Source organism: Staphylococcus agnetis (assembly GCF_011466855.1).
GTDB lineage: Bacteria > Bacillota > Bacilli > Staphylococcales > Staphylococcaceae > Staphylococcus > Staphylococcus agnetis.
This window is the reverse complement of sequence record NZ_CP045927.1, coordinates 712,550-734,070: the sequence shown is the minus strand read 5'-3', so window position 1 is coordinate 734,070 and position 21,521 is coordinate 712,550. Positions and strand designations below refer to the sequence as shown.

Here is a 21,521-nt window from a genome sequence, read left to right as displayed (position 1 = left end):
TTAAAACATGCATCAATTTAATTTTCGATTCGTTACTTCAAATCATTTTACTGATTTACTTTGGCGAATAAATGCTTGAAATTGTTCTCGCGTATAAGCATTAATGACTTGTGATTTTTTTACAAATCCTTTTTGTGCTGTCGCAACACCATAATGCATAAACGCCAAATGATTTGTATGATGCGCATCTGTATTTATTGTCAGTTTAAGTTGTGGATGGGCACGTAAAATTGTAGCATTTAAATCGAGACGTTGCGGATTGGCATTGATTTCTAATGCTGTTCCCGTTTCGCTACACATTCGCACGAGTTGCTCTATATTAACTTTATAACCCTCTCGACGTCCAATAATACGCCCTGTAGGATGCGCAATATGTCGCACATATGGGTTGTAACAGGCTGTTTCTAATCGTTTCATAATATCCGCTTCACTCTGATTAAAACTTTGATGTATCGCTGCAATAACGTAGTCGAGTTGTGCTAAAACATCGTCCTCATAATCTAACGTTCCATCTGGTAAAATGTCCATCTCTGTTCCAGAATAAATATCAATTTCATTATATTCCCGATTTAAAGCTTTAATCTCTTCATTTTGTTTGAGTAATTTTTCCACACTTAAACCATTCGCTACACGTAAATTTTTGGAATGGTCAGTAATACACATGAATTCATAGCCTTTTTGTATATTGGCTTCAACCATCTCTCGTAAAGACATCGCACCATCACTTGCAGTCGTATGCATATGAATATCACCACGAATATCGTCAAGTGTAATAATATCTGAAAGATCTTTATCGAACTCTGAACCATCTTCACGCAAACTAGGTGCAATCCACTCAACATTAAAGTGTGCATATATTTCAGCTTCACTATTGAAATGAAGTAATTGTCCGTCTGAACGCTCAATCCCATATTCACTTACCTTTTCGCCTTGTGCTTTTGCTAGTTGACGAATACGAATGTTATGATCTTTCGAACCCGTAAAATGTTGCAATGTATGATAGAAAGCTTCTGGCTCAATTAAACGAAAATCAACACCTATCGTTTCGTCTTCATAACTCATTTCTAGCGAGACTTTCGTTTCACCAACAGCTACTTCCTTAACTTTATTAGGTATATTTTTTAATGCCGCTTGCACCTTTAAAGGAGCTCTAGTACTTATAATATAATCTAAATCTTTACTCATTTCTTTCATACGTCTGAAACTACCCGCGACTTCAAACCGTTCAATTTCAGGTATCGTTTTTAAGTACGTTGTGATTTTATCATTGAGTCCGCGCATCATGTTAATAGGATAATGAGATTTCTTCGCACCCATCGCTTTGACAGCTTCTAAAATATTTTGCTCTGTTTTTTTCGCAAATCCTTTTAGCTCACTTACTTTACCTGCCTCACATGCTGCTTGCAATGAAGCTTTATCTGTTATATGAAGAGATTCATACAGTTTAGCAATTTTTTTACTGCCCAATCCTTGAATTTTAAGCAATGGTATTAATCCTTCAGGTACTTCATTTTGTAAAGTTTCTAAAGTCGGAGATGTCCCCGTAGTTCGATACGTTTCAATGACTTCACCGACACCCTTACCAATATTTTTTAAGGTTGTAACATCTTTAATTTCGTCTAAAGTGCGTTCATCTATTTCAAGACTTTGTGCTGCCTTACGATAAGCAGAAACTTTAAATGCATTTTCACCTTTAAGTTCCATATAAGTTGCAATATTCTCAAGTAAACGTATGATATCTTTTTTAGTCATTCAATTCACCTCATAAAAAAGAGGATGAAACCGTAAGTAATTTTTACATCGTACGCTCCAGCCTCTTAAGTTTATTTAAGTTAAAGTAAGTGTTATTTCAGATAGGATAGGAATGTCTGTAATGAACCATTTTGTTAAAGTCGCATGTTGCAAAGAAGATTGAATCAACGCATCTGGATACAGTGCCATCAATAATACTATAAAATGCAGTACAATAACACCTGAAATCAAACTCGTTATGACACCTAAAATACGTAAAGACAACAGATTACGGTGACGATAAGCCAAAGATGAGAACGTATCCAAAACGACGTGCATCAAAACTTTCACAATAAACATAATGATTAATAAACTGATAACTGCATTAAATGCATTTTCAGGTTGTTTAAATGGTAACGCGTAATGCATATGAAATGCATCCGTTTTAGGAAAGGGTACAAATAATTTTAAATATCGACTTAAGGGTCCATAAAATTGCAGTCCAACCCAAATCGAAAATATTGTACTACATAAGTGTAATAAGCTTGCGAGGAAGCCACGATAAAAGCCCAAAGCGGCATACACAAGAAGGATGGTACCGCTTATTACGATAAACATCCTAATGTCCTCTATGTTTTAAACGTTGTATCTCTTCGCGTAATTTGGCATTCTCTTCTTCTAACAAAACCAATTCATGCGTAACATTAACAGCTGTAAGTACAGCTTTACGTACGGAATCGAGTCCAGCATTACGCTGTCCCAATGTTCTAATTTTATCATCAACTAAATCCGCTACATAACGAATATGCTCAGGATCATTCTCACCAATAATCGTATAGTGCTGGTCATTAATCGTTACGTTTATTCTATTTTTAAACTCACCCATATCCTTTCACCTAGCCCTATCAATAAATTTATTTATCATCGTTCATTATACACGAGACAGTGGGTTTTGTGTATCATGGATTACGATTGACCACAATACATCACACAGTGCCTACAATCTGTGATAGGATTGAAACTGCAATATATGTAAACAATACATATCGTAGTTCATAGATGAATAAAATTAAAAGAGGGTTCTTATGGCAAATTTAGTAAAAACATTATCTCAATCAGAAATCGATCAACTGATGAAAAAAATCAATACTGACACCTCTAAGCTCGGGCCAGGAATGATTGCTAAAGCGAAATATCAAGGTGTCACTATTAGTATATATAAATCACGTAAAGTCATGTTCCAAGGAAACAATGCAGACGCCGTTGCGACAGCTTTATTAGGAGAAGCGATTACCCTACCAGCTAAAAAATCAATTTCATCACCATCAATGTCCAAATACAATCAACAAAATTGTATTGGTAGTGATGAAGCTGGCAGTGGTGACTATTTTGGTCCCCTAACCGTATGTGCTTGTTATGTAAGTCAAGCGCACATCGATATACTGAAAACACTTGGTGTGGACGATTCTAAAAAATTAAATGATGCAAAGATAGTATCACTCGCCGAGCAACTCGTTACTTTTCTCCCACATTCTTTACTCGTTTTAGACAACCCTAAGTACAATGAACGTCAAGCGATGGGATGGTCTCAAGTAAAGATGAAAGCAGTTTTACATAATGAATGTATTAAAAATGTGCTCAAAAAAGTTGATAATGACGCAGTAGATGCTATTGTCATTGACCAATTTGCAGAACCTGGTGTTTATAAACGCTATGCATTAGGAACGATACCACTAGATGAACGGACACATTTTGAAACTAAGGGTGAATCAAAATCTCTTGCAATTGCAGCTGCCAGTATTATTTCACGGTATGCATTTGTCAAACATATGGATCGTTTATCTCAACAAATGCATCAAACGATTTTAAAGGGTGCAAGTAGTAAAGTTGATCTTCTTGCTGCTCGTCTCATTGAGAAACATGGATTAAACCAATTAGACCTCATTACAAAAAAACATTTTAGTAATAGAAATAAAGCACTCAAATTAATTGAATCCAAACATTCAAAGTAAAGTTTTAATTCCTTATACTTCTATCAATAAAGAGGTATAACAGTGAACAAAGTGCATATTTAAATATGATTTGTTGGCTGTTTGGATATACAGGATTGTTATTCCAACTCCCATAAAATTTCAGGAGATTTCATTCACTAGCTTTTAAATAAAGCGCACAAAAAAGCGATGAAATAGCTTTAAAGCCTGTTTCATCGCTTGCTTTCATGTTTTAAAATTTATCCTCTCAAAGTGGCACCTTGGTGTTCTAACGCTCTTAAGATCCCTTCATGTACCTCTGCAACTTGTGCCTCTGTTAATGTATTTTCAGTATCTAAATATTCAAGACGAATGGCTACTGACTTTTTGCCCGCTTCCATGTGTTCACCCTCATATACATCAAATACAGACGCTTGTTTTAATAAACGGCCTCCTGTATTTTCAATTGTATGAATAAGTGATGATACACGTACCTCTGTATCTACAACAAGTGCGATATCACGTGTTACACCAGGGAATTTAGGAATTTGACTATAATTAATATAACCTACGTTAAATGTCATTATTTTTTCGTAATTTAATTCAAATACATACGTACGTCCTAGATCATAAGTTTTAGCCACAGATGGGTGTAACTCACCAATGAAGCCAATGACCTCACCTTGACATAATACTTTTGCTGTTCGACCTGGATGCAACCCATCAATTTTGGCCGTTTCATAGTCAAATGAAAGTGCCAATTTATCTGCAATACGATCAACAACGCCTTTTGTCAGATAAAAATCTACAACTTCTTTTTTACCTTGCCATGGATTTGCGACATAATCCCCTGTCATTATTCCACTCAAATATTCAACTTCATCAGGTAATTGACCCTCGCCATTACTGAAAAAGACATTACCAATTTCATATAATGCGATATTTTGATTTTTACGTGCAACATTGTACTGTGCTGCATCGATTAAGTGAGGGATTAGACTTTGACGTAACGTTGAATGTGCTTCACTCATTGGCATTAACAATTTAATAACATCACGCGATTGTGTCGTAAATGCCGTTGCACGCTTTTCATCTACTAATGAATACGTAATGGCTTGTGATAATCCTGCCCCTTCAAGCACATGACGTACAACACGTGTTTTACGTTGACGGTCTGTTAACGCACCACTAGTCACTGTCTCAAATACAGGAAGTGATGATGGCAAATTATCATAACCATAAATACGCGCAATTTCTTCAATGATGTCTGCTTCAATTTTGATATCAGGACGGCGAGATGGCACAATCACTTGTAGCGTGTCATTTGCAACCGATGTTTTAAATCCGAGTTGTTCTAACGCTTCAATCATTTCTGATTCTGAAACGTTAAAACCAATTGTACGGTTGACTTTTTCTACAGTAATGTCAATAGTATGCGTAAAGGAACCTAAGTATCCTTGAGATACACGGCCTTGCATCACTGATCCACCAGCTAATACTTCTAAAAGATGACAGGCACGGTCTACAGCTTCATTGACAAATTCTGTTGCCAATCCTTTTTCAAAGCGGCTTGAAGATTCACTTCTTAAATTTAAACGGCGTGACGTATGACGTATCGCTACAGGATCAAATAAAGCCCCTTCTACTACAACATTTGTAGTTTGGTCTGTCACTTCTGAGAAATCGCCACCCATAACACCACCTAATGCAATCGGCTGTTCACCATTGGTGATTACAATGTCATTTTCCTGTAATTGACGTTCTTGATCATCTAAAGTAGTCATTGTTTCGCCTTCACGCGCTTGACGTACTACAATTTCATTTGAACCAATTTGGTCTTGATCAAACATATGCAATGGTTGACCATATTCAAGTAACACATAATTTGAAATATCTACAACGTTATTAATTGGTCGAATGCCTGCTTTCATTAAACGCGCTTGCATCCATTCTGGAGAAGGCGCAATTCGAACGTTTTTAACAATACGTGCACTATAATACGGAACTTTATCATCATTAAGGATTTTAACTGTCAATTCATCTTGTGCATGACCTGTTTCTACCTTGATTGACGTATCTGGTTTTTGAACTGGTTGATGATATAAAGCGCCCACTTCATATGCGGTTCCAATCATACTTAATGCATCAGAACGGTTAGGTGTAAGGTCAAATTCCATTAATTGGTCATCTAAATAAAGGGCTTTTAACGCATCCGTTCCAGGTTCAACTTGAGTAGAAAAGTTATAAATTCCTTCTTCAAAAGCCTTAGGCACAACATTGCTCGCTAGGCCAATTTCTTGTAACGAACAAATCATCCCTTCAGATACTTGACCACGTAATTTCGCGCGTTTAATTTTCACGCCACCTGGTAGTCGACCACCCACTTTAGCCACAATGACTGTTTGTCCAGCACCAACGTTAGGCGCACCACAAACGATTTGAACAGGTTCTGTTTCGCCGATATTCACTTTACATACATTTAATTTATCAGCATCAGGATGCTTTTGTATTGCTTCGACATAGCCTACTACTAAATTTTTAATATTTGCAGTGAAATCTACTATATCATCAACCTCAATACCAGAACGTGTAATGCGTTCAGCTAAATCTTCAATCGATACATCAACATCTACATAGGATTCTAACCACTCTTTTGAAATTAACATGTTGTTTCACCTCTATCTTCCACTGCTTTAAATTGGTCTAAGAAACGTACGTCATTTGTGTAGAAATGACGAATATCTTCGATGCCATATTTCAACATAGCGATACGGTCTGGTCCCATACCAAAGGCAAATCCTGAGTAACGTTTTGAATCAAAACCTGCCATTTCAAGTACGTTAGGATGAACCATACCTGCACCTAAAATTTCAATCCAACCTGTTTGTTTACAAACATTACAACCTTTTCCTTTACATTTAAAACATGATACGTCAACTTCAACAGATGGTTCAGTAAATGGGAAATAACTTGGACGTAATCGAATTTCACGATCTGCACCAAATAAGGATTTAGCTAATAGTTCTAATGTTCCTTTTAAATCACTCATCTTAATGTTTTCATCCACAACAAGTCCTTCAATTTGTGTGAATTGATGACTATGTGTAGCATCATCAGAATCACGACGATACACTTTACCCGGACAAATAATTTTGACTGGCCCTTTACCTTTTCTTTTTTCCATCGTACGTGCTTGCACAGGTGAGGTATGTGTACGCATTAATATGTCTTCTGTAATGTAAAAACTATCTTGCATGTCGCGTGCTGGATGTGATTTAGGCAAGTTCAATGCTTCAAAATTATAATAATCTTGTTCTACTTCATAACCAGTGACGATTTCATAACCTAACCCTAAAAACAAATCTTCAATTTCTTCAATCGTACGCGTCAGCGGATGTGTTGCTCCATTCGCAATTTGGCGACCTGGTAATGTAACGTCTATTGATTCTTCAGCAAGTTGTTGATTTAAACTTTCTTCAGATAAATAAGCTTGTCTTTCGTCAATAGCCTGAGTAATAGCTTGACGCACATCATTAACCTGTTGTCCATATGCTGGCTTTTCTTCTTTAGGTAAATCCTTCATATTTTTCATTAATCCTGTAACAAGACCCTTTTTACCTAAATATTTGACCTTCACATCTTGTAACACTTTTTCACTATCGGCATGTTGTATCGCTCCAAGTGCTTCGGTTTTGATTTGCACCATTTCATCTGTGTGTGACATAATAATCCTCCTTAAAAAATAAAAAGACCCCGTCCTATACTTGGGACGAAGTCTTTCCGTGGTACCACCCAGTTTTATGTAGTCTTCTACATACACTCTGAATTTATGTGGGTAACGGGTCATAAGCCCGACTTAAATTTCTTTAAGTAGCTAAAAAGGTGAAAAAAACGTTACACAATTGAGGTGACTTTCAGTTAATGTCAACCTTCCCTATACAATTGCCCCGTATCGTTTCCGTCTTTTTGTAAGCAAAATATTCATTTCAATACTTCAATTATATACAGGAGTATTTTTAGGGTCAACCCTTTAAATGAAACATTAAAATCCCGGCTGCGATCGCTACGTTTAAACTTTCTGCACGCCCATAGATGGGTATAGTAACGTTTTGTGTCGTAGCTTTTAGAATTTCATCACTTATACCTTCACCTTCGTTACCCAAAACCAGTGCAAAAGTATTTTGTTGCTTCTCTAAACTGTGATAAGAGACCGCATCAACTAGAGCTGTTCCATAAACAGGTCCATTAAATTGATGAATAAATGCTACTACGTCATCTACAACCATCACTGGAATATGAAAGACACTCCCTTGACTTGCACGTAATACTTTATCCGAATATACATCTGCAGTGCCCTTAGAAAGAATAACAGCATCTAGGCCCGCTGCATCAGCAGTTCGAATTAGCGTCCCTACATTCCCAGGGTCTTGTACGCGATCAAGAATCAACACTTGTCGTGCGTCTTTGATTTGAGACTCAGGTTTTTTAATAATCGCAAAAATACCTTGAGGAGTGACAGTACCCGCAAGCGTCTCAGCAACTTTCATATTAATTTCATAAACGTGCGTACTCGCATGAATTATCGTCTCATCAACACGTTGTACGTCTAAAACAAATAGATGTTCAATTTTAATGTTATTTTGAATCGCTTCTTCTACTAAATGATAGCCTTCTAATACTGCTAACCCTTGTTTATCGCGTTCGCGCTTTTTCTTTAGTTTTTGAAATAGTTTCACTTTTGCATTTTGATTGGACGTAATTTGCTCCATATTCATTCCTCAACTCTTCATCTTTTGTCTTCATTTTATCATAGGTTCATTAACGCATCCTACTTCGATCATACTGTCACGTACTGATAAGACATAAAAAAATCGCTTCGACCAATATGTCAAAGCGATACACATCATTTCGATTATTTAGAAACGACTTCTTCACCTTTGTATGAACCACATGCTGGACATACACGGTGTGATAATTTTAATTCACCACAGTTTGGGCATTCTTGCATACCTGGTACTGCTAATTTAAAATGCGTACGGCGTTTGTTTTTTCTTGTTTTAGAAGTTCTTCTTTTTGGTACTGCCATGATTAATCCTCCCTTTTATTCATTACATATGACGCATGGATGTTAGTGTGCGCGATCACTATCATCGTAGAACTGTTGTAATTTTTGAAGCCTTGGATCGACTTTCTTATGCGACTCATCTTGTGAAGGGTCGTTATCCAAAATTTGTGTTTCGTCAACAACTTCCCAACCTTGGCCACCTGTTAACATGTCCTCACTGTCATCAGCAACGACACGCATAGGTTTTTCTAACATCACAATCTCTTCCGCGATTGCACGAAGATTGATGATGCCATCCGTCGCAAGATGATAATGTTCATCGTCCTCATCTTCGTATAAACCATCTAAATCAAACACTTCCGTCGACGTCGTATCAAATGGAACCTCTACAGGCTTAAGTGTACGAGCACATGCCATCGTATACGTACCCGTTAAATGCATCGTAGCAACGACTTCATTTGACTTTACGATTAATTCACCTTCAATGTGAACTGGCGAGATATCAATTATATCTAAAGTTCCAGCTAAATCGTTAAATTCAACAGTTTGATTAAATTTAAAAGGTTGTCCTTGGTATTTTCTTAATTGTGTTATTGACCATTTCATATGGCTTCACCTCTAACAAGCACAAAATTTATTTTAACTTTTGACGCTAAAGTTGTCAAGATTTTTTCTTAACATCTTTAGTTCTGTTACAATACTCATAATGAGACACGAAAGGAAAGAAAGCAAATGAAAAGTGTTGCCTTCATTACAGAGTATAACCCCTTTCATAACGGCCATCTTTATCATGCGCAACAATCTAAAAAGATAACAAATGCTGACGTTTCGATTGCAATCATGAGTGGTCATTTCATGATGCGTGGAATGCCTTCAATGTTTTCAAAGTTTACACGCACAAAGATGGCTTTGCATGGCGTTGACCTTGTAGTTGAATTACCTTTGATAGGCAGTTTATCCTCAAGTGATCGCTTTGCAGAAATGGGAATTAAAATTGCAAAGTATTTAAATGTTAACGCCTTATCATTTGGGAGTGAAAGTGGCGACATTGACACATTGCAAACGCTGTGTGACAAATTGCTTCAATTAGAAGAAAACCCATTATTTACGCATCAAATTAAACAAGGTAAAAGTTATCCTAGAATCTTACGCGAACTTTTAAATGATTCGACACTTGACAGTCCTAACAATATCCTTGCATTGTCGTATTTAAAGCAACTTTCAATCCAGCAAAGTACTATCCGACCTTATACGATACCACGTATGCATGCCAGTCATCATCAAAATCATATTCATCATGGTACGTTTGCGAGTGGCTCAGCGATACGCAGAGAATTAATGAATCAAAGTACCAAGTGGAAGACATGTGTTCCTGAATCGAATCTCAACTTGTTTCAGCATCCCTATACGGATACAACCATGCTTTTTCAATTGATAAAATTTGCCATTCTTCAACATGATACCAATACACTCGCCTCAATTTACACCATGAGCGAAGGTTTCGAACATCGACTTAAACGAGAAATCCGACAAGTGGACAATTATGACGCTTTAATGTCTCGATTAAAAACTAAACGTTATACGTATACTCATATTCAACGCATATTAATGAATGTATTATTAAATGTTACACGTGCAGATGTCGATACCTCTGTAAACGCAATCAGAGTTTTAGGGATGACACCTAAAGGTCAAGCATATTTAAAACAATTAAAACAACAACATCCAGATAAACACATTGTCACGAATGTTAATAAAAAGAATGCACATTATTTCAAGCAAGAGATCAAAGCCACTGAAATATACAACCTTCTCACAAACCAACAATGTACGGATTTCAACACTCCCGTCACGATATACCACACATAATTTAATCACTTTGAAAATATTGACATTACAAAAGCGCTGATGACATCTCAGCGCTTTACCATTGTATGTGATAACATTTCAACATTTAATTATGATGATGTTGAAACTTTTTTATTAATGCTTCTTCAACTGGTTTTGGTACAAATTCTGAAATATTCGCATCATATTGTGCCACTTCTTTAACAACGCTTGAACTAATAAATGAATAATCAGTTGACGTCATCATATATAACGTTTCAACTTTTGGATTTAATTTACGATTCATTGACGTTAAACGCAACTCATATTCAAAATCACTCACTGCACGTAAACCACGTATAATTGTCGTCGCACCAATCGCATCACAAAAGTCTACAAGCAAACCGCCATATGAATGGACATAGACGTTATCTAAATGTGATACAGATGCTTCAATCAGTGCAATACGTTCCTCAGAGGTGAATGTTCCTTTTTTATTACTATTGCGCAGCACACAAATATGTAATTCCTCAAAACGTTCTGCACTACGCTCAATTATATCGATGTGTCCGTACGTGATAGGGTCGAAACTCCCAGGTATAACTGCTTTTGTATTAGCCATGACTGTCTCCTTTTTCTAATAAACAAGTATCTGTTAAACCATAGTGATATCGTTTGATTTCTTTGAAGCCGTCTATTTTTATAGATTCACGATGACTAAACTCACACACGATAATACCATTATTTTTTAATAAATCAAATGCCTTTATACGCTCTAAAGCTTTATCAATTAACCCTTTTTCATAAGGTGGATCTAGAAAAATGATATCAAATTGAATGTCACGTTTACTTAATGCTTTTAATGCACGGTCAGCATTATTTTTATAAACTTCCGTTTGTGATTCTAAATGTAACTTACTAATATTTTGACGAATAATTTTAATCGCACCATAATTTTGATCGACGAAAATCATTTTATCCATACCACGTGAAAGTGCCTCAATTCCTAAGCCACCACTTCCAGCAAACAAATCTAACCCTATACCTTGAACATCGTGCAAACTGTTAAATATCCCCTCTTTCACTTTATCCATGGTTGGTCGCGTATTACGCCCTTCAAGCGTATTGAGTTGTTTACTTTTATGTTTCCCTGCAATGACACGCATCGTTTGACACTTCCAATCTTTTTTCATTTTTAATATAATGCCCATAAAGGAGGAACATCATGAAACAATCATTTATAGTCCTTGGGAATGGACTCACTGACTTATACGAATTTAAAACCTTAATCGCTTATAATCACCCTAGAATTGAACGCATCGTCTTTTTTCATACACCGAAATCTGAAGCTAAACGCTCTTCAGTCGCAATGATTATGAAGCCTACAGAAGGCAGATACTTTCAAGGTATATATATCATGTTAAACGCGTTAAACTATCCATATCCTGAATCTAATCGCAAATTCGAACTTATTCAATCATTCATTGAACCTTATCAAATAGAGATGGTTGGCGTAGATGTACATGAACCTGAAGCGTATCCAGAACTTGAGCTGTATTTTAATTATCTAAAAAGTGTTTTAAGATTACAGCATTGGTTACCCCCATTGGAATAACTAGAATTCATACTTTTCCTTTTCATACACTTTTTTTATCGTTTTATAAGGTGAACCCATGATGTCAGTAACATATTTGAGTTTCATTAATTTTTGAATGACGGCATCCACTTGTTTTTGATCAACATACATAGCAACATACTTATGTGTTTTACTTGTCGCTACGATATGTCCGTATTTTCTAATGTGTCGCTCGTGTTTCATATTTTTTAAGTAAATGATTAATTTTTCACGTTGTACGATTTCCATATTATCACCTCGCACTTTCACGCTTATATCGTACCATGTCTGTATTCAAAACGAAAAGATAAATTTCTTATAAGGAGAAGTGAGCTATGACAAAAACGACGCGTTCATTCATAAAAGCGATCAATCACGTAAGACACTTTATAAAAAAGGATAAACAAGAAGTCACACTCAATAATGCGGGTGTCCCTTATAAGATTGCCCCTTATTTCCAACACAATCCTCCATATCTGTTAAGCCATAGAGGCGGTATGTATGAACGTCCCGAACATACACAGCTTGCTTTTGACCATAGTCAGCAATTAGGGCTCACTGGTTTTGAAATTGATATCCGGCTCACTAAAGACGAACATGTTATCGTATTTCATGACCCGGATGTCGATCGTACAACCAATGGGTCTGGGCTTGTAAGTCAACACACTCTCGAAGAACTTTTAAAACTAGATGCGGGGTATCATTTTAAAGACATGGATGGCAACAAACCTTATAAGGGGCATCCTAAAGCTAAAATTATAACTTTGGCTAAGTTATTAAAACAGTACCCCAACCAATTAATTAATATTGATATTAAAGATGATCCAAAGTCATTTGTAGGCCAAATTGCAGCGGAACGCCTTTATGAAGTGATTATGAAGCACCATGCACAACAACGCGTTTTAGTTACAAGTTTTCATAAAAAACAAATTGAACGTTTTAACCAACTTCATCATAATAAAATTGCGACTGGAGCAAGTCAAGCTGAAGTGACCGAGGGAATCATAAAGCTATTTTTAGGATCCCCTTATTTATATAAAGGGCAAGCGCACACTTTTCAAATGCCCTTGTCCCATCGAGGAATTTCACTTATTTCTGTTAAATTAATCAATTGGTTAAATTCTAAAAATATTTTTCCAGGTTATTATGGGGTGAATCGATTGGATTTAATGGATGAATTAGTTGAAAAAGGTGTGCATACCATCGTTACCGACCACCCTACAATAGCACATCAGTTTTTATACGAAAAAAATGATACTTCTAATTAACTTACATTAATAAAAGAAGATTCATATGCAATCATCAAGTCTTTTTGACTATGTAAAAACGCCTTTCAAATGACACATTAACTTGTGCTTTGAAAGGCGCTTTTCATTTTAATGCGATTGACATCGACAAGCATCACCAGTGGCACAACCATGAGCAAGCTTATCAAACAACGGCGTACCCGCGTCCACTTTGACATGTTCTGAAATACTCGTAGCTAAAATCGTTATAACTTCATCAATTAATTGCTGTAACGCTGTCTCCGCTTTTTTAAAAGCAATAACAGATGGATGCATTTCATAAGCTCTTTTAGCCTGTCTCGTACATACCATCACACTTTGATAATCTGGATGATAACGTCCAAAACGTTGTACCTCATTGTACCTTTGACGTTCCATTAAAAATGATTGATACAAGCGTTGTGCAGCTTCATCATCTTTTAAACGTTGATGCGCCAACTGATATTGATGTGCCAACTCAGAGTCTCTAATCATATCACCAAGTTCATCCGTGCGATCTAAAATTGTCATCAATGCGTCGTTAAACATGCGCATCATCCTCCTCTAGAAAAATGAGTATGAAATATTGACGATCGATTTCGCCGCCCATTGTCGTATATTTTTCATTTAGCATTCTCGAACGATGGGCATCTGAATTCATCCAACTATGTGTAAGCGTCGGAATATCATTGAAATTGTACGCCACATTTTGTGAAACACTATGATAATGTAAATCCGTCTGATCTAATACATTCATTAAACTCGATTCTGTAAATGAGCGATTGTCTGTGGATAATGTGTTAAACAAATTAACATTCGCTACACTTTCAAGCTTACCTTCAACTTTCAATGGCTTTTGATGATATAACTGGCGCATCTCATTCGTTAATTCATACAAAGTTAAACGTTGGTTAACATCTTGGTCCGGATTTTTATGCGCTTCTTTTTGATTCACTTCATCCTCTGTTAAAACATCTGTCTCATTTTGCTTATATGGGTTCATCGCGACCAATGCTTCTTTGTCTAGAAAACGCAACCCAATCACACGATTTGTTTGTTGATCTATAAATACTTGCGCATAAATATCACCAAATTGAATTAATGCTTGTGTTTTAATATCTTTATCAGAAAGTTCATAGTGATATTGGCGTCCATTGAAACTAAATTGAGGTTCCGTATTAAATGAGAAGTTGTTATATAAATGATCAGCACTTGAATGAATGTCAATCGGGCCTGTTTGAGATTTAGAACCTTCGCCTGTGACATATACAGATTTCACCTTATTATTTTTCGCTGTAATGATAAGATACATATGTTTTCTGTGAAAAATATAATTTTTAAAATCATGATCAAATGAGTACGTACGATCCGCTTGCCCATATTTTTCTGTTACTTTATCCATTGTTGTGCCTACGAGCGTACCTACCCCACTCTTTAACTTAGGATTTTCTCCTTCATTTGATTTAGGTTTAGGCGTATTGCTACGTTTAACCACATCTTTAGACTGATTAGGGTTTTCTAAAACGTCGAACTCAAGTTTCGGTGAGTAAAATAAATAAACTAAAAATGCGATAAGTAACATAACACCTATCACTTTGAACACGATACTTTTCATAGGCACCTCCTTCAACGCATGTGATTTTACAATATTTTCCCATTTTTTCTACAAAAGTCAAAATAATTCATATAAAAAAGGGTTGTAACGTGATATCGTACCATCAGTTACAACCTAACATAATTATAGACCAAATGTCGCTTTTATTAATGACGTCGTTTCGCCACCAGGATATAAAACATATAATAAGATGTACACTGCGACACCTGTAATCGCTGTGAAGAACCATACTAAAGAAGCTGATGGTCCAATTTTACGATGCACATGATATTTATCTTTTAAACCTGTAATAATTTGAATGAGACCAAGTACTGCACCAACTGTCGCTAATGTGATGTGACAGAATAAAAATATCGTATAGTACACTTTAATTGAATCAGGTCCACCAAACGCTGTATTACCTATAAAAATTGTGCGACTTGCATAAATTGTAAAGAATACAACAGCAAAGATTGCGGCGAATAACATCGCTTTTTTATGTTTTTCAATTTCTTTTTTCCAAATCAATCTCCAACCAATAGCGACAAAGATTGCGCTAATTACAATACACATAGTACTAATCGTAGGTAAAATTGGTATGCTCATCATTAACCCTCACTCGTTTTTCATTTAAATCATATTGATTAAAGTCATCACAACGACTAATGCAAAAAATACAACTAAATAGTTTAACGAATAAATAAACATTTTTGTTGCCCATTTGTTTTCAACAGCAGTCGCTTTAAAACTAGTTAATCCTAAATAAATCCATCCTATATTTAATAGAGTGGCAAGAACAACAAACACTATGCCAAGTTGCATCATTAAAAAAGGAATTGGCAATAATCCAACTAGCCACATAAATATTCCTAAACGTGTGCGTTGAAACCCTTTCACTGAAGGTAACATCGGAATATTGGCCATTGCATATTCATCTTTCCTCTTAATTGCTAATGCATAAAAGTGAATCGGTTGCCAACAAAAAACAACTAAAAATAACGCCCACGCTAATATGGAGAGCTGGCCATCTATTGCAGCCCACCCGATTAATGGTGGTACAGCTCCAGGAAAACTTCCAATCACTGTATTCCATGTCGTATGACGCTTTGACCAAATCGAATAGAATGAAACGTAGCCGATGACACCAGCTAAACCAATCACACCTGACGGAATGTTAAGCATGAAAAGTAGGATTTCTCCTACCACAATCATTCCTAAACTTAAAATTAAAAGATGATGATTAGAAATCCGATCGTTGACAGTAGGACGATTTTGTTTACTAGGCATGATACGGTCGATATCTTGATCGTAATAATTATTAAGTGCACATGCGCCACCCATAACCAACGTCGAACCAAGCATCATTGTAACAATTTGTGGAATGGATGCTAAAAAAGCATGGTGCGTAAATATAATGGCGAGCCAAGCCCCAGCAAACGCAGGTATCAGGTTACCTTGAACAAGGCCTAACTTGATAATCTGCTTTAATTCTTGTAAAGTTACTCGTCCTTTAGATTGAACGGTTAACTCGGATTTAGACATCATTTACCCCCCTTAAAAATTTCATATAATACAATGATATATTAAAGTGAAATACTTTACTAGATGAATCATAAAAAAAATGTGACACTTTATCGACATTCTTTGAAAGTCATGATTAAGTCACATTTATAAGTGTGTTTTTTGATATAATAAACCTAAATGTAAAATTTACGTCATTTTTTACAACTTTATGAATAACGGGGTGTTGAGCAGTGTTTAGAAAGCGAAACCTAAAGTGGCTTTCGGTCTTAGCTACATTAATGATGGTATGGGTTCAGCTTGGTGGTGCACTTGTTACAAAAACCGGTTCTGCTGATGGTTGCGGTTCAGACTGGCCACTTTGTCACGGTGCTTTTTTACCTGAAAACCTCCCGATAGAAACGATTATTGAGCTGAGTCATCGCGCTGTTTCTGGACTCTCACTACTCATCGTTCTTTGGCTTGTGATTACATCTTGGAAGCATATCGGGCATATAAAAGAAGTAAAACCATTATGTAAAATTAGTGTTGGTTTCTTATTAATACAAGCATTAATCGGGGCTGCCGCAGTGATGTGGCAACAAAATGATTATATATTAGCACTACATTTTGGAATATCTTTAATCAGTTTCTCATCGGTATTTGTGTTAACGTTAATTATTTTTAATTTAGATCAAAAGTATGAAGCGAATATTGTGCATATTCGTAAACCGCTGCAACGTTTAACGTGGTTAATGGCGGGTGTGATATATGTAGCCATTTACACAGGTGCCTTAGTTCGGCATACCGACTCTAGCTTAGCTTATGGGGCATGGCCATTACCATTCAATGATTTAGTCCCACATGATATGCATGACTGGGTGCAATTAGCGCATCGCATCTTAGCATTCATTGCATTTATGACTGTTATGTTTGTTTACATCCATGCAGTGAAAAATTATCCTAACATTCGTACAATCACATACGGTTATACTGCAAGCTTTATTTTTATTATTCTGCAAGTCGTTACCGGTGCTTTATCAGTCATTACTAATGTAAATCTTATTATTGCTCTATTCCACGCATTGTTCATTACACTGCTCTTTGGAATGATTAGTTATTTCTTATTGCTCATATTAAGATCTAACCGCGGTGACCAATAAAATTAAAAAACAGCATCAAAGAAAAATGCATGTTTATTGACGACCATCAAAGTTCTTTTATGAATTTTGGTGGTTTTTTATTATTCCAAAAATGTACGTTGCATATTCATGAAAATGATGTTGAAGTGTTTTTAATCAATAAGAGGCGACAATGTTCTTTAAATGAACATTGTCGCCTCTATCGGTTTATAGATTCTAAACGTGTTATATTATGAAACGCTACTTACTTATTCTGCTTGTTCAACCTCAATCAGAAGGTCTCCTGTTTCAATGCCATCATTCGGAAATACATGAATTTTTTTCACTATACCTTTAAATGGCGCTTGAACCGTTGTTTCCATTTTCATAGCTTCAGTAATAATTAGAGATTGATTTGCTTCAACCTCGTCGCCTTCACTGACATCTACTTGTAATACAGTCCCTGGCATTTGTGCACCAATATGAGTCGGATTTGACTTATCTGCTTTTGGTTTTGCGCGTTTTGAAGACTGAACATTTTCATCTTTAATGCGCACACGACGCGCTTGACCATTCATATCAAAAAATACTGTACACATACCATTTTCATCAGGTTTTGTAATGGTTTTAAGTGTGATAATTAATATCTTACCTTTATCGATTTCAATTTCTACTGTTTCATTGTCGCGCATACCGAAGAAGAAAGTCGGCGTATCTAAAATAGACACATCCCCAAATTTTTCAAACGTTTGAATATATTGCTCATAAACTTTAGGGTATAACGCATAACTAATTACATCTTCTTCAGTGACTTTATGTTGTTGCTTTTGTTGCAACTCCTCTTTTAAAGCATCAAAGTCCACAGGTTCTAAATATTCACCTGGGCGCTTTGTGAGTGGTTTTTGCCCTTTTAATACAGCTTGTTGCAATGCTTGATTAAAGCCGTTAACAGGTTGTCCAATTTCGCCTTTGAAGAATGAAACGACAGATTCTGGGAAGTCTAATTTATGACCATCACGAACTACTGTTTCTTCATCCAAATCATTTTGAACCATGTATAATGCCATGTCTCCTACAACTTTTGACGAAGGTGTCACTTTGACAATATCACCAAATAAGAAATTGACACGACGATACATTTTCTTCACTTCACCAAAGCGCTCACCTAGTCCTAGACTTTTCGCTTGTTGACGTAAATTTGAATATTGTCCACCTGGCATCTCATGTTGATAAATTTCAGTATGCGGTGATTTCATATCACTTTCAAAGTCACTATAATATGCACGTGCCGCATCCCAATAATGAGATAACGCTTCATGACCATCAATATCCATACGCAAATCTCTTTCGAATCCATCTAACGTGTAATACAGTGAGTTACTACTTGGTTGACTCGTTAGCCCTGACATAGCAGCTACAGCCGTATCAACCACATCTACGCCAGCATCAATCGCTTGTTTGTAAATGATAATTCCATTACCACTAGTGTCATGCGTGTGTAAGTGAATTGGTAAATCTACTGCTGCTTTTAACTCTCCAATAAGTTCATAGGCTGCGCGTGGTTTTAATAAGCCAGCCATATCTTTAATCGCTAACATATGGAAGCCTTCTCGCTCTAACGTTTTCGCAAGTTTGACATAATAGTCTAATGTGTAAATATTAGAGCGTTCTGGATTTAAAATGTCACCGGTATAACAAATCGTACCTTCAGATATTTTCCCCGCTTCTTGAACGGCTTCGTTAGCAACTTTCATTTGTTCAACCCAGTTCAATGAATCAAAAATACGGAAAACATCAATACCTGCTTCTGCACTCTGTTTTACAAATTTTTGAATGACATTATCAGGATAGTTTTTATAGCCCACAGCATTCGAAGCACGTAATAGCATTTGGAAGAGCACATTTGGAATTGTTTTTCTTAAATCATGAAGTCGTTGCCATGGATTTTCTTTCAAGAAGTTAAATGCCACATCAAAAGTCGCACCGCCCCATAATTCTAATGAGAAGTTATTTTGCATCACTTTTGCTGTTGCAGGTGCAATTTTTAGTAAATCATGAGAACGCACACGCGTTGCTAATAACGATTGGTGTGCATCACGGAACGTTGTATCTGTAATTAATACATCTTTTTGCGCTTTAACCCAATCTGCTACGGCCTGCGGACCTTTTTCATCTAATAATTGCTTCGTACCTCGTAATGCTTTAATCTCATTGAAACTTACTTCAGGTAATTCAGCTGGTTCGAACGTTGGCTTCGGTCGCTTATCAACATTTGGAAAACCATTAATTGAAACATTACCTATATATTCTAATGTTTTTGTTCCTCTATCGCGTGAAGGTTGTATCACAAATAATTCAGGCGCATTTTCTAAAAATTTTGTTGTATAATCTCCTGAGGCAAATTTGTGATGATTAATCACATTACGTAAAAATGGAATATTTGTTTTCACGCCTCGAATACGCATTTCTTGTAGTGAACGTTCCATTTTTTCACGCGCTTCTTTATAGCTAATCGCATGTGTCGATACTTTCACGAGTAAAGAATCGTAGTACGGTGAAATTTCAGCACCTTGGAAAGCATCACCTGCATCAAGGCGTACGCCGAAACCACCACTTGAACGATAAGCAACAATATGACCCGTATCTGGCATAAAATCTTGTGTCGGATCTTCTGTTGTAATACGACATTGAATGGCATATCCTAAAGTTTTAATTTCATCTTGAGAAGGCATGCTGATTGCTTCACCATGTAAATTTTCTCCATCAGCGATTAAGATTTGTGTTTTAACAATATCAACACCTGTGATCATTTCAGTGATAGTATGTTCTACTTGGACACGAGGATTGACTTCAATAAAATAAAATTCATTCCCCGATACTAAAAATTCAACTGTACCGGCGTTTACATAATTAATTTTTTTCATTATATCAACCGCAGATGCACAAATACGTTCCCTTAATTCATCAGATAATGAGACTGACGGCGCAACTTCTACAACTTTTTGATGACGTCTTTGGACAGAACAATCACGTTCATATAAATGAATGATATTCCCTTCTTCATCACCAATAATTTGTACTTCTATATGTTTAGGGTTATCGATAAACTTCTCAATGTACACTTCACTATTGCCAAATGACTTTTCTGCCTCAGATTTCGCACGAGTGAATGCTTCTTTTAGTTCAGAAGGTTCTCGAACGATACGCATACCTTTACCGCCACCACCACTGGTCGCTTTAATCATTAATGGATATCCAGCCTCTTCTGCAAAAACCTCTGCAGCTTCAAAACCTTCAACAGGTCCATCAGTTCCCGGAATAACAGGTAAATCTGCTTTAATCGCAGTTGTACGCGCCTTTACCTTATCACCAAACATATCCAAATGTTCAAGATGAGGGCCGATAAAAATGATACCTTCTTCAGCACAACGTTTAGCAAATTGCATGTTTTCACTTAAAAAACCATAACCCGGATGAATGGCATCAACATCAGCTTCTTTGGCTACTTTAATTATGCGTTCAATATTTAAATAACTTTCAGCTGGACCTAAATCTTCACCAACGAGGTATGATTCGTCAGCTTTATATCTATGTAATGACCCCATATCTTCTTTTGAATAAATAGCAACAGTTTTTATATTTAGCTCAGTTGCTGCTCTAAAGATACGAATGGCAATTTCCCCACGGTTTGCGACTAATAATTTACGAATGCGTTTCATGAAGCCAACCTCCTAAAAAGTTCGAAAATTCTAAAAATATAATTACTAGTATATCAAAATCTGTAAAGAAGTTAAAAGTCAAAGTCATTTTTCATGATTCAAATGACCTATAAT

General features: G+C 36.2%; 21 protein-coding genes. 5 read left to right on the top strand and 16 right to left on the bottom strand.

All coding sequences use genetic code 11. The features are described 5' to 3' along the window. Positions 1 to 42 precede the first annotated feature (42 nt). The 3 genes from polX to zapA all read right to left on the bottom strand — a co-directional run bounded on the left by polX (position 43) and on the right by zapA (position 2,617). On the bottom strand, positions 43 to 1,752 hold the full coding sequence (polX, locus tag GJE18_RS03655) for a DNA polymerase/3'-5' exonuclease PolX (RefSeq protein ID WP_060550832.1): 1,710 nt from the start codon (positions 1,750 to 1,752) through the stop codon (positions 43 to 45). A gap of 75 nt (positions 1,753 to 1,827) precedes the next feature. Next, positions 1,828 to 2,349, bottom strand: coding sequence for a CvpA family protein (locus GJE18_RS03650; protein WP_085622564.1), 522 nt, complete (start codon positions 2,347 to 2,349; stop codon positions 1,828 to 1,830). 1 nt (position 2,350) lies between these two features. Then, the gene (zapA, locus tag GJE18_RS03645; RefSeq protein WP_037566133.1) at positions 2,351 to 2,617 is read right to left on the bottom strand and encodes a cell division protein ZapA; all 267 of its coding nucleotides are present in this window, start codon (positions 2,615 to 2,617) and stop codon (positions 2,351 to 2,353) included. A gap of 199 nt (positions 2,618 to 2,816) precedes the next feature. Here zapA and rnhC point away from each other — a divergent pair, with 199 nt between their 5' ends. Continuing rightward, a complete protein-coding gene (rnhC, locus tag GJE18_RS03640) occupies positions 2,817 to 3,743 on the top strand; it encodes a ribonuclease HIII (protein ID WP_060550830.1) in 927 nt (308 codons plus the stop codon). A gap of 218 nt (positions 3,744 to 3,961) precedes the next feature. Here the strand turns inward: rnhC and pheT are convergent, their stop codons facing one another. The 5 genes from pheT to GJE18_RS03615 all read right to left on the bottom strand — a co-directional run bounded on the left by pheT (position 3,962) and on the right by GJE18_RS03615 (position 9,372). Then, entirely contained in the window at positions 3,962 to 6,367 is a 2,406-nt protein-coding gene (gene pheT, locus GJE18_RS03635) for a phenylalanine--tRNA ligase subunit beta (RefSeq protein ID WP_107368704.1), read from the bottom strand. Further along, complete coding sequence (pheS, locus tag GJE18_RS03630) at positions 6,361 to 7,425, bottom strand: phenylalanine--tRNA ligase subunit alpha (RefSeq protein WP_107368703.1); 1,065 nt, start codon at positions 7,423 to 7,425, stop codon at positions 6,361 to 6,363. The genes pheT and pheS overlap by 7 nt, the downstream gene beginning before the upstream one ends. Positions 7,426 to 7,723: 298 nt before the next feature. After that, positions 7,724 to 8,470, bottom strand: coding sequence for a TrmH family RNA methyltransferase (locus tag GJE18_RS03625; RefSeq protein WP_060552468.1), 747 nt, complete (start codon positions 8,468 to 8,470; stop codon positions 7,724 to 7,726). Between the two features lie 143 nt (positions 8,471 to 8,613). Then, on the bottom strand, positions 8,614 to 8,787 hold the full coding sequence (gene rpmF / locus GJE18_RS03620; RefSeq protein WP_037566118.1) for a 50S ribosomal protein L32: 174 nt from the start codon (positions 8,785 to 8,787) through the stop codon (positions 8,614 to 8,616). 42 nt (positions 8,788 to 8,829) lie between these two features. Then, positions 8,830 to 9,372: a YceD family protein gene (locus GJE18_RS03615; protein ID WP_037566113.1), complete on the bottom strand. Its 543-nt coding sequence runs from the start codon at positions 9,370 to 9,372 to the stop codon at positions 8,830 to 8,832. Between the two features lie 126 nt (positions 9,373 to 9,498). Here GJE18_RS03615 and GJE18_RS03610 point away from each other — a divergent pair, with 126 nt between their 5' ends. Beyond that, entirely contained in the window at positions 9,499 to 10,635 is a 1,137-nt protein-coding gene (locus tag GJE18_RS03610) for a nucleotidyltransferase (protein ID WP_060550827.1), read from the top strand. Between the two features lie 85 nt (positions 10,636 to 10,720). Here GJE18_RS03610 and coaD read toward each other — a convergent pair whose 3' ends face one another. Beyond that, complete coding sequence (gene coaD, locus GJE18_RS03605; RefSeq protein WP_060550826.1) at positions 10,721 to 11,215, bottom strand: pantetheine-phosphate adenylyltransferase; 495 nt, start codon at positions 11,213 to 11,215, stop codon at positions 10,721 to 10,723. Next, the gene (gene rsmD, locus GJE18_RS03600; RefSeq protein ID WP_060552467.1) at positions 11,208 to 11,759 is read right to left on the bottom strand and encodes a 16S rRNA (guanine(966)-N(2))-methyltransferase RsmD; all 552 of its coding nucleotides are present in this window, start codon (positions 11,757 to 11,759) and stop codon (positions 11,208 to 11,210) included. Before rsmD ends, coaD begins: the two co-directional genes overlap by 8 nt. 59 nt (positions 11,760 to 11,818) lie before the next feature. On the opposite strand from rsmD, the gene GJE18_RS03595 reads away from it, so the two are divergent. Beyond that, positions 11,819 to 12,208 (top strand): DUF7147 family protein, encoded by a 390-nt coding sequence (locus GJE18_RS03595; protein ID WP_037566103.1) that lies wholly within the window; start codon positions 11,819 to 11,821, stop codon positions 12,206 to 12,208. Here GJE18_RS03595 and GJE18_RS03590 read toward each other — a convergent pair whose 3' ends face one another. Then, positions 12,209 to 12,457 (bottom strand): DUF2129 domain-containing protein, encoded by a 249-nt coding sequence (locus GJE18_RS03590; protein ID WP_107368701.1) that lies wholly within the window; start codon positions 12,455 to 12,457, stop codon positions 12,209 to 12,211. An 86-nt stretch (positions 12,458 to 12,543) separates the two neighbouring features. Here GJE18_RS03590 and GJE18_RS03585 point away from each other — a divergent pair, with 86 nt between their 5' ends. Continuing rightward, positions 12,544 to 13,476: a glycerophosphodiester phosphodiesterase family protein gene (locus GJE18_RS03585; protein WP_107368700.1), complete on the top strand. Its 933-nt coding sequence runs from the start codon at positions 12,544 to 12,546 to the stop codon at positions 13,474 to 13,476. A 108-nt stretch (positions 13,477 to 13,584) separates the two neighbouring features. Here the strand turns inward: GJE18_RS03585 and GJE18_RS03580 are convergent, their stop codons facing one another. The 4 genes from GJE18_RS03580 to cyoE form a co-directional block, all read right to left on the bottom strand. After that, the gene (locus GJE18_RS03580) at positions 13,585 to 14,022 is read right to left on the bottom strand and encodes a YlbF/YmcA family competence regulator (RefSeq protein WP_060550823.1); all 438 of its coding nucleotides are present in this window, start codon (positions 14,020 to 14,022) and stop codon (positions 13,585 to 13,587) included. Further along, entirely contained in the window at positions 14,015 to 15,088 is a 1,074-nt protein-coding gene (locus GJE18_RS03575; RefSeq protein ID WP_165886083.1) for a CAP domain-containing protein, read from the bottom strand. Before GJE18_RS03575 ends, GJE18_RS03580 begins: the two co-directional genes overlap by 8 nt. Positions 15,089 to 15,211: 123 nt before the next feature. Beyond that, positions 15,212 to 15,673, bottom strand: coding sequence for a DUF420 domain-containing protein (locus GJE18_RS03570; protein WP_060550821.1), 462 nt, complete (start codon positions 15,671 to 15,673; stop codon positions 15,212 to 15,214). A 24-nt stretch (positions 15,674 to 15,697) separates the two neighbouring features. Beyond that, a complete protein-coding gene (cyoE, locus tag GJE18_RS03565) occupies positions 15,698 to 16,609 on the bottom strand; it encodes a heme o synthase (protein ID WP_060550820.1) in 912 nt (303 codons plus the stop codon). A 212-nt stretch (positions 16,610 to 16,821) separates the two neighbouring features. Here cyoE and GJE18_RS03560 point away from each other — a divergent pair, with 212 nt between their 5' ends. Continuing rightward, on the top strand, positions 16,822 to 17,730 hold the full coding sequence (locus tag GJE18_RS03560) for a COX15/CtaA family protein (protein ID WP_037566089.1): 909 nt from the start codon (positions 16,822 to 16,824) through the stop codon (positions 17,728 to 17,730). 227 nt (positions 17,731 to 17,957) lie between these two features. On the opposite strand, the gene GJE18_RS03555 is transcribed toward GJE18_RS03560, so the two are convergent. After that, positions 17,958 to 21,407, bottom strand: a complete 3,450-nt coding sequence (locus tag GJE18_RS03555; RefSeq protein ID WP_107368699.1) for a pyruvate carboxylase — start codon at positions 21,405 to 21,407, stop codon at positions 17,958 to 17,960. Positions 21,408 to 21,521 lie beyond the last annotated feature (114 nt).

Excerpts from the sequence above, each read along its gene's own strand:
- coaD (WP_060550826.1), bottom strand. The coding sequence starts at position 11,215 with ATGGCTAATACAAAAGCAGTTATACCTGGGAGTTTCGACCCTATCACG.
- GJE18_RS03570 (WP_060550821.1), bottom strand. The coding sequence starts at position 15,673 with ATGAGCATACCAATTTTACCTACGATTAGTACTATGTGTATTGTAATT.
- cyoE (WP_060550820.1), bottom strand. The coding sequence starts at position 16,609 with ATGTCTAAATCCGAGTTAACCGTTCAATCTAAAGGACGAGTAACTTTA.
- GJE18_RS03610 (WP_060550827.1), top strand. The coding sequence starts at position 9,499 with ATGAAAAGTGTTGCCTTCATTACAGAGTATAACCCCTTTCATAACGGC.
- GJE18_RS03580 (WP_060550823.1), bottom strand. The coding sequence starts at position 14,022 with ATGTTTAACGACGCATTGATGACAATTTTAGATCGCACGGATGAACTT.
- rsmD (WP_060552467.1), bottom strand. The coding sequence starts at position 11,759 with ATGCGTGTCATTGCAGGGAAACATAAAAGTAAACAACTCAATACGCTT.
- GJE18_RS03595 (WP_037566103.1), top strand. The coding sequence starts at position 11,819 with ATGAAACAATCATTTATAGTCCTTGGGAATGGACTCACTGACTTATAC.
- GJE18_RS03625 (WP_060552468.1), bottom strand. The coding sequence starts at position 8,470 with ATGGAGCAAATTACGTCCAATCAAAATGCAAAAGTGAAACTATTTCAA.
- GJE18_RS03615 (WP_037566113.1), bottom strand. The coding sequence starts at position 9,372 with ATGAAATGGTCAATAACACAATTAAGAAAATACCAAGGACAACCTTTT.
- GJE18_RS03575 (WP_165886083.1), bottom strand. The coding sequence starts at position 15,088 with ATGAAAAGTATCGTGTTCAAAGTGATAGGTGTTATGTTACTTATCGCA.
- GJE18_RS03650 (WP_085622564.1), bottom strand. The coding sequence starts at position 2,349 with ATGTTTATCGTAATAAGCGGTACCATCCTTCTTGTGTATGCCGCTTTG.
- rnhC (WP_060550830.1), top strand. The coding sequence starts at position 2,817 with ATGGCAAATTTAGTAAAAACATTATCTCAATCAGAAATCGATCAACTG.
- rpmF (WP_037566118.1), bottom strand. The coding sequence starts at position 8,787 with ATGGCAGTACCAAAAAGAAGAACTTCTAAAACAAGAAAAAACAAACGC.
- pheS (WP_107368703.1), bottom strand. The coding sequence starts at position 7,425 with ATGTCACACACAGATGAAATGGTGCAAATCAAAACCGAAGCACTTGGA.
- polX (WP_060550832.1), bottom strand. The coding sequence starts at position 1,752 with ATGACTAAAAAAGATATCATACGTTTACTTGAGAATATTGCAACTTAT.
- pheT (WP_107368704.1), bottom strand. The coding sequence starts at position 6,367 with ATGTTAATTTCAAAAGAGTGGTTAGAATCCTATGTAGATGTTGATGTA.
- GJE18_RS03585 (WP_107368700.1), top strand. The coding sequence starts at position 12,544 with ATGACAAAAACGACGCGTTCATTCATAAAAGCGATCAATCACGTAAGA.
- zapA (WP_037566133.1), bottom strand. The coding sequence starts at position 2,617 with ATGGGTGAGTTTAAAAATAGAATAAACGTAACGATTAATGACCAGCAC.
- GJE18_RS03590 (WP_107368701.1), bottom strand. The coding sequence starts at position 12,457 with ATGGAAATCGTACAACGTGAAAAATTAATCATTTACTTAAAAAATATG.
- GJE18_RS03555 (WP_107368699.1), bottom strand. The coding sequence starts at position 21,407 with ATGAAACGCATTCGTAAATTATTAGTCGCAAACCGTGGGGAAATTGCC.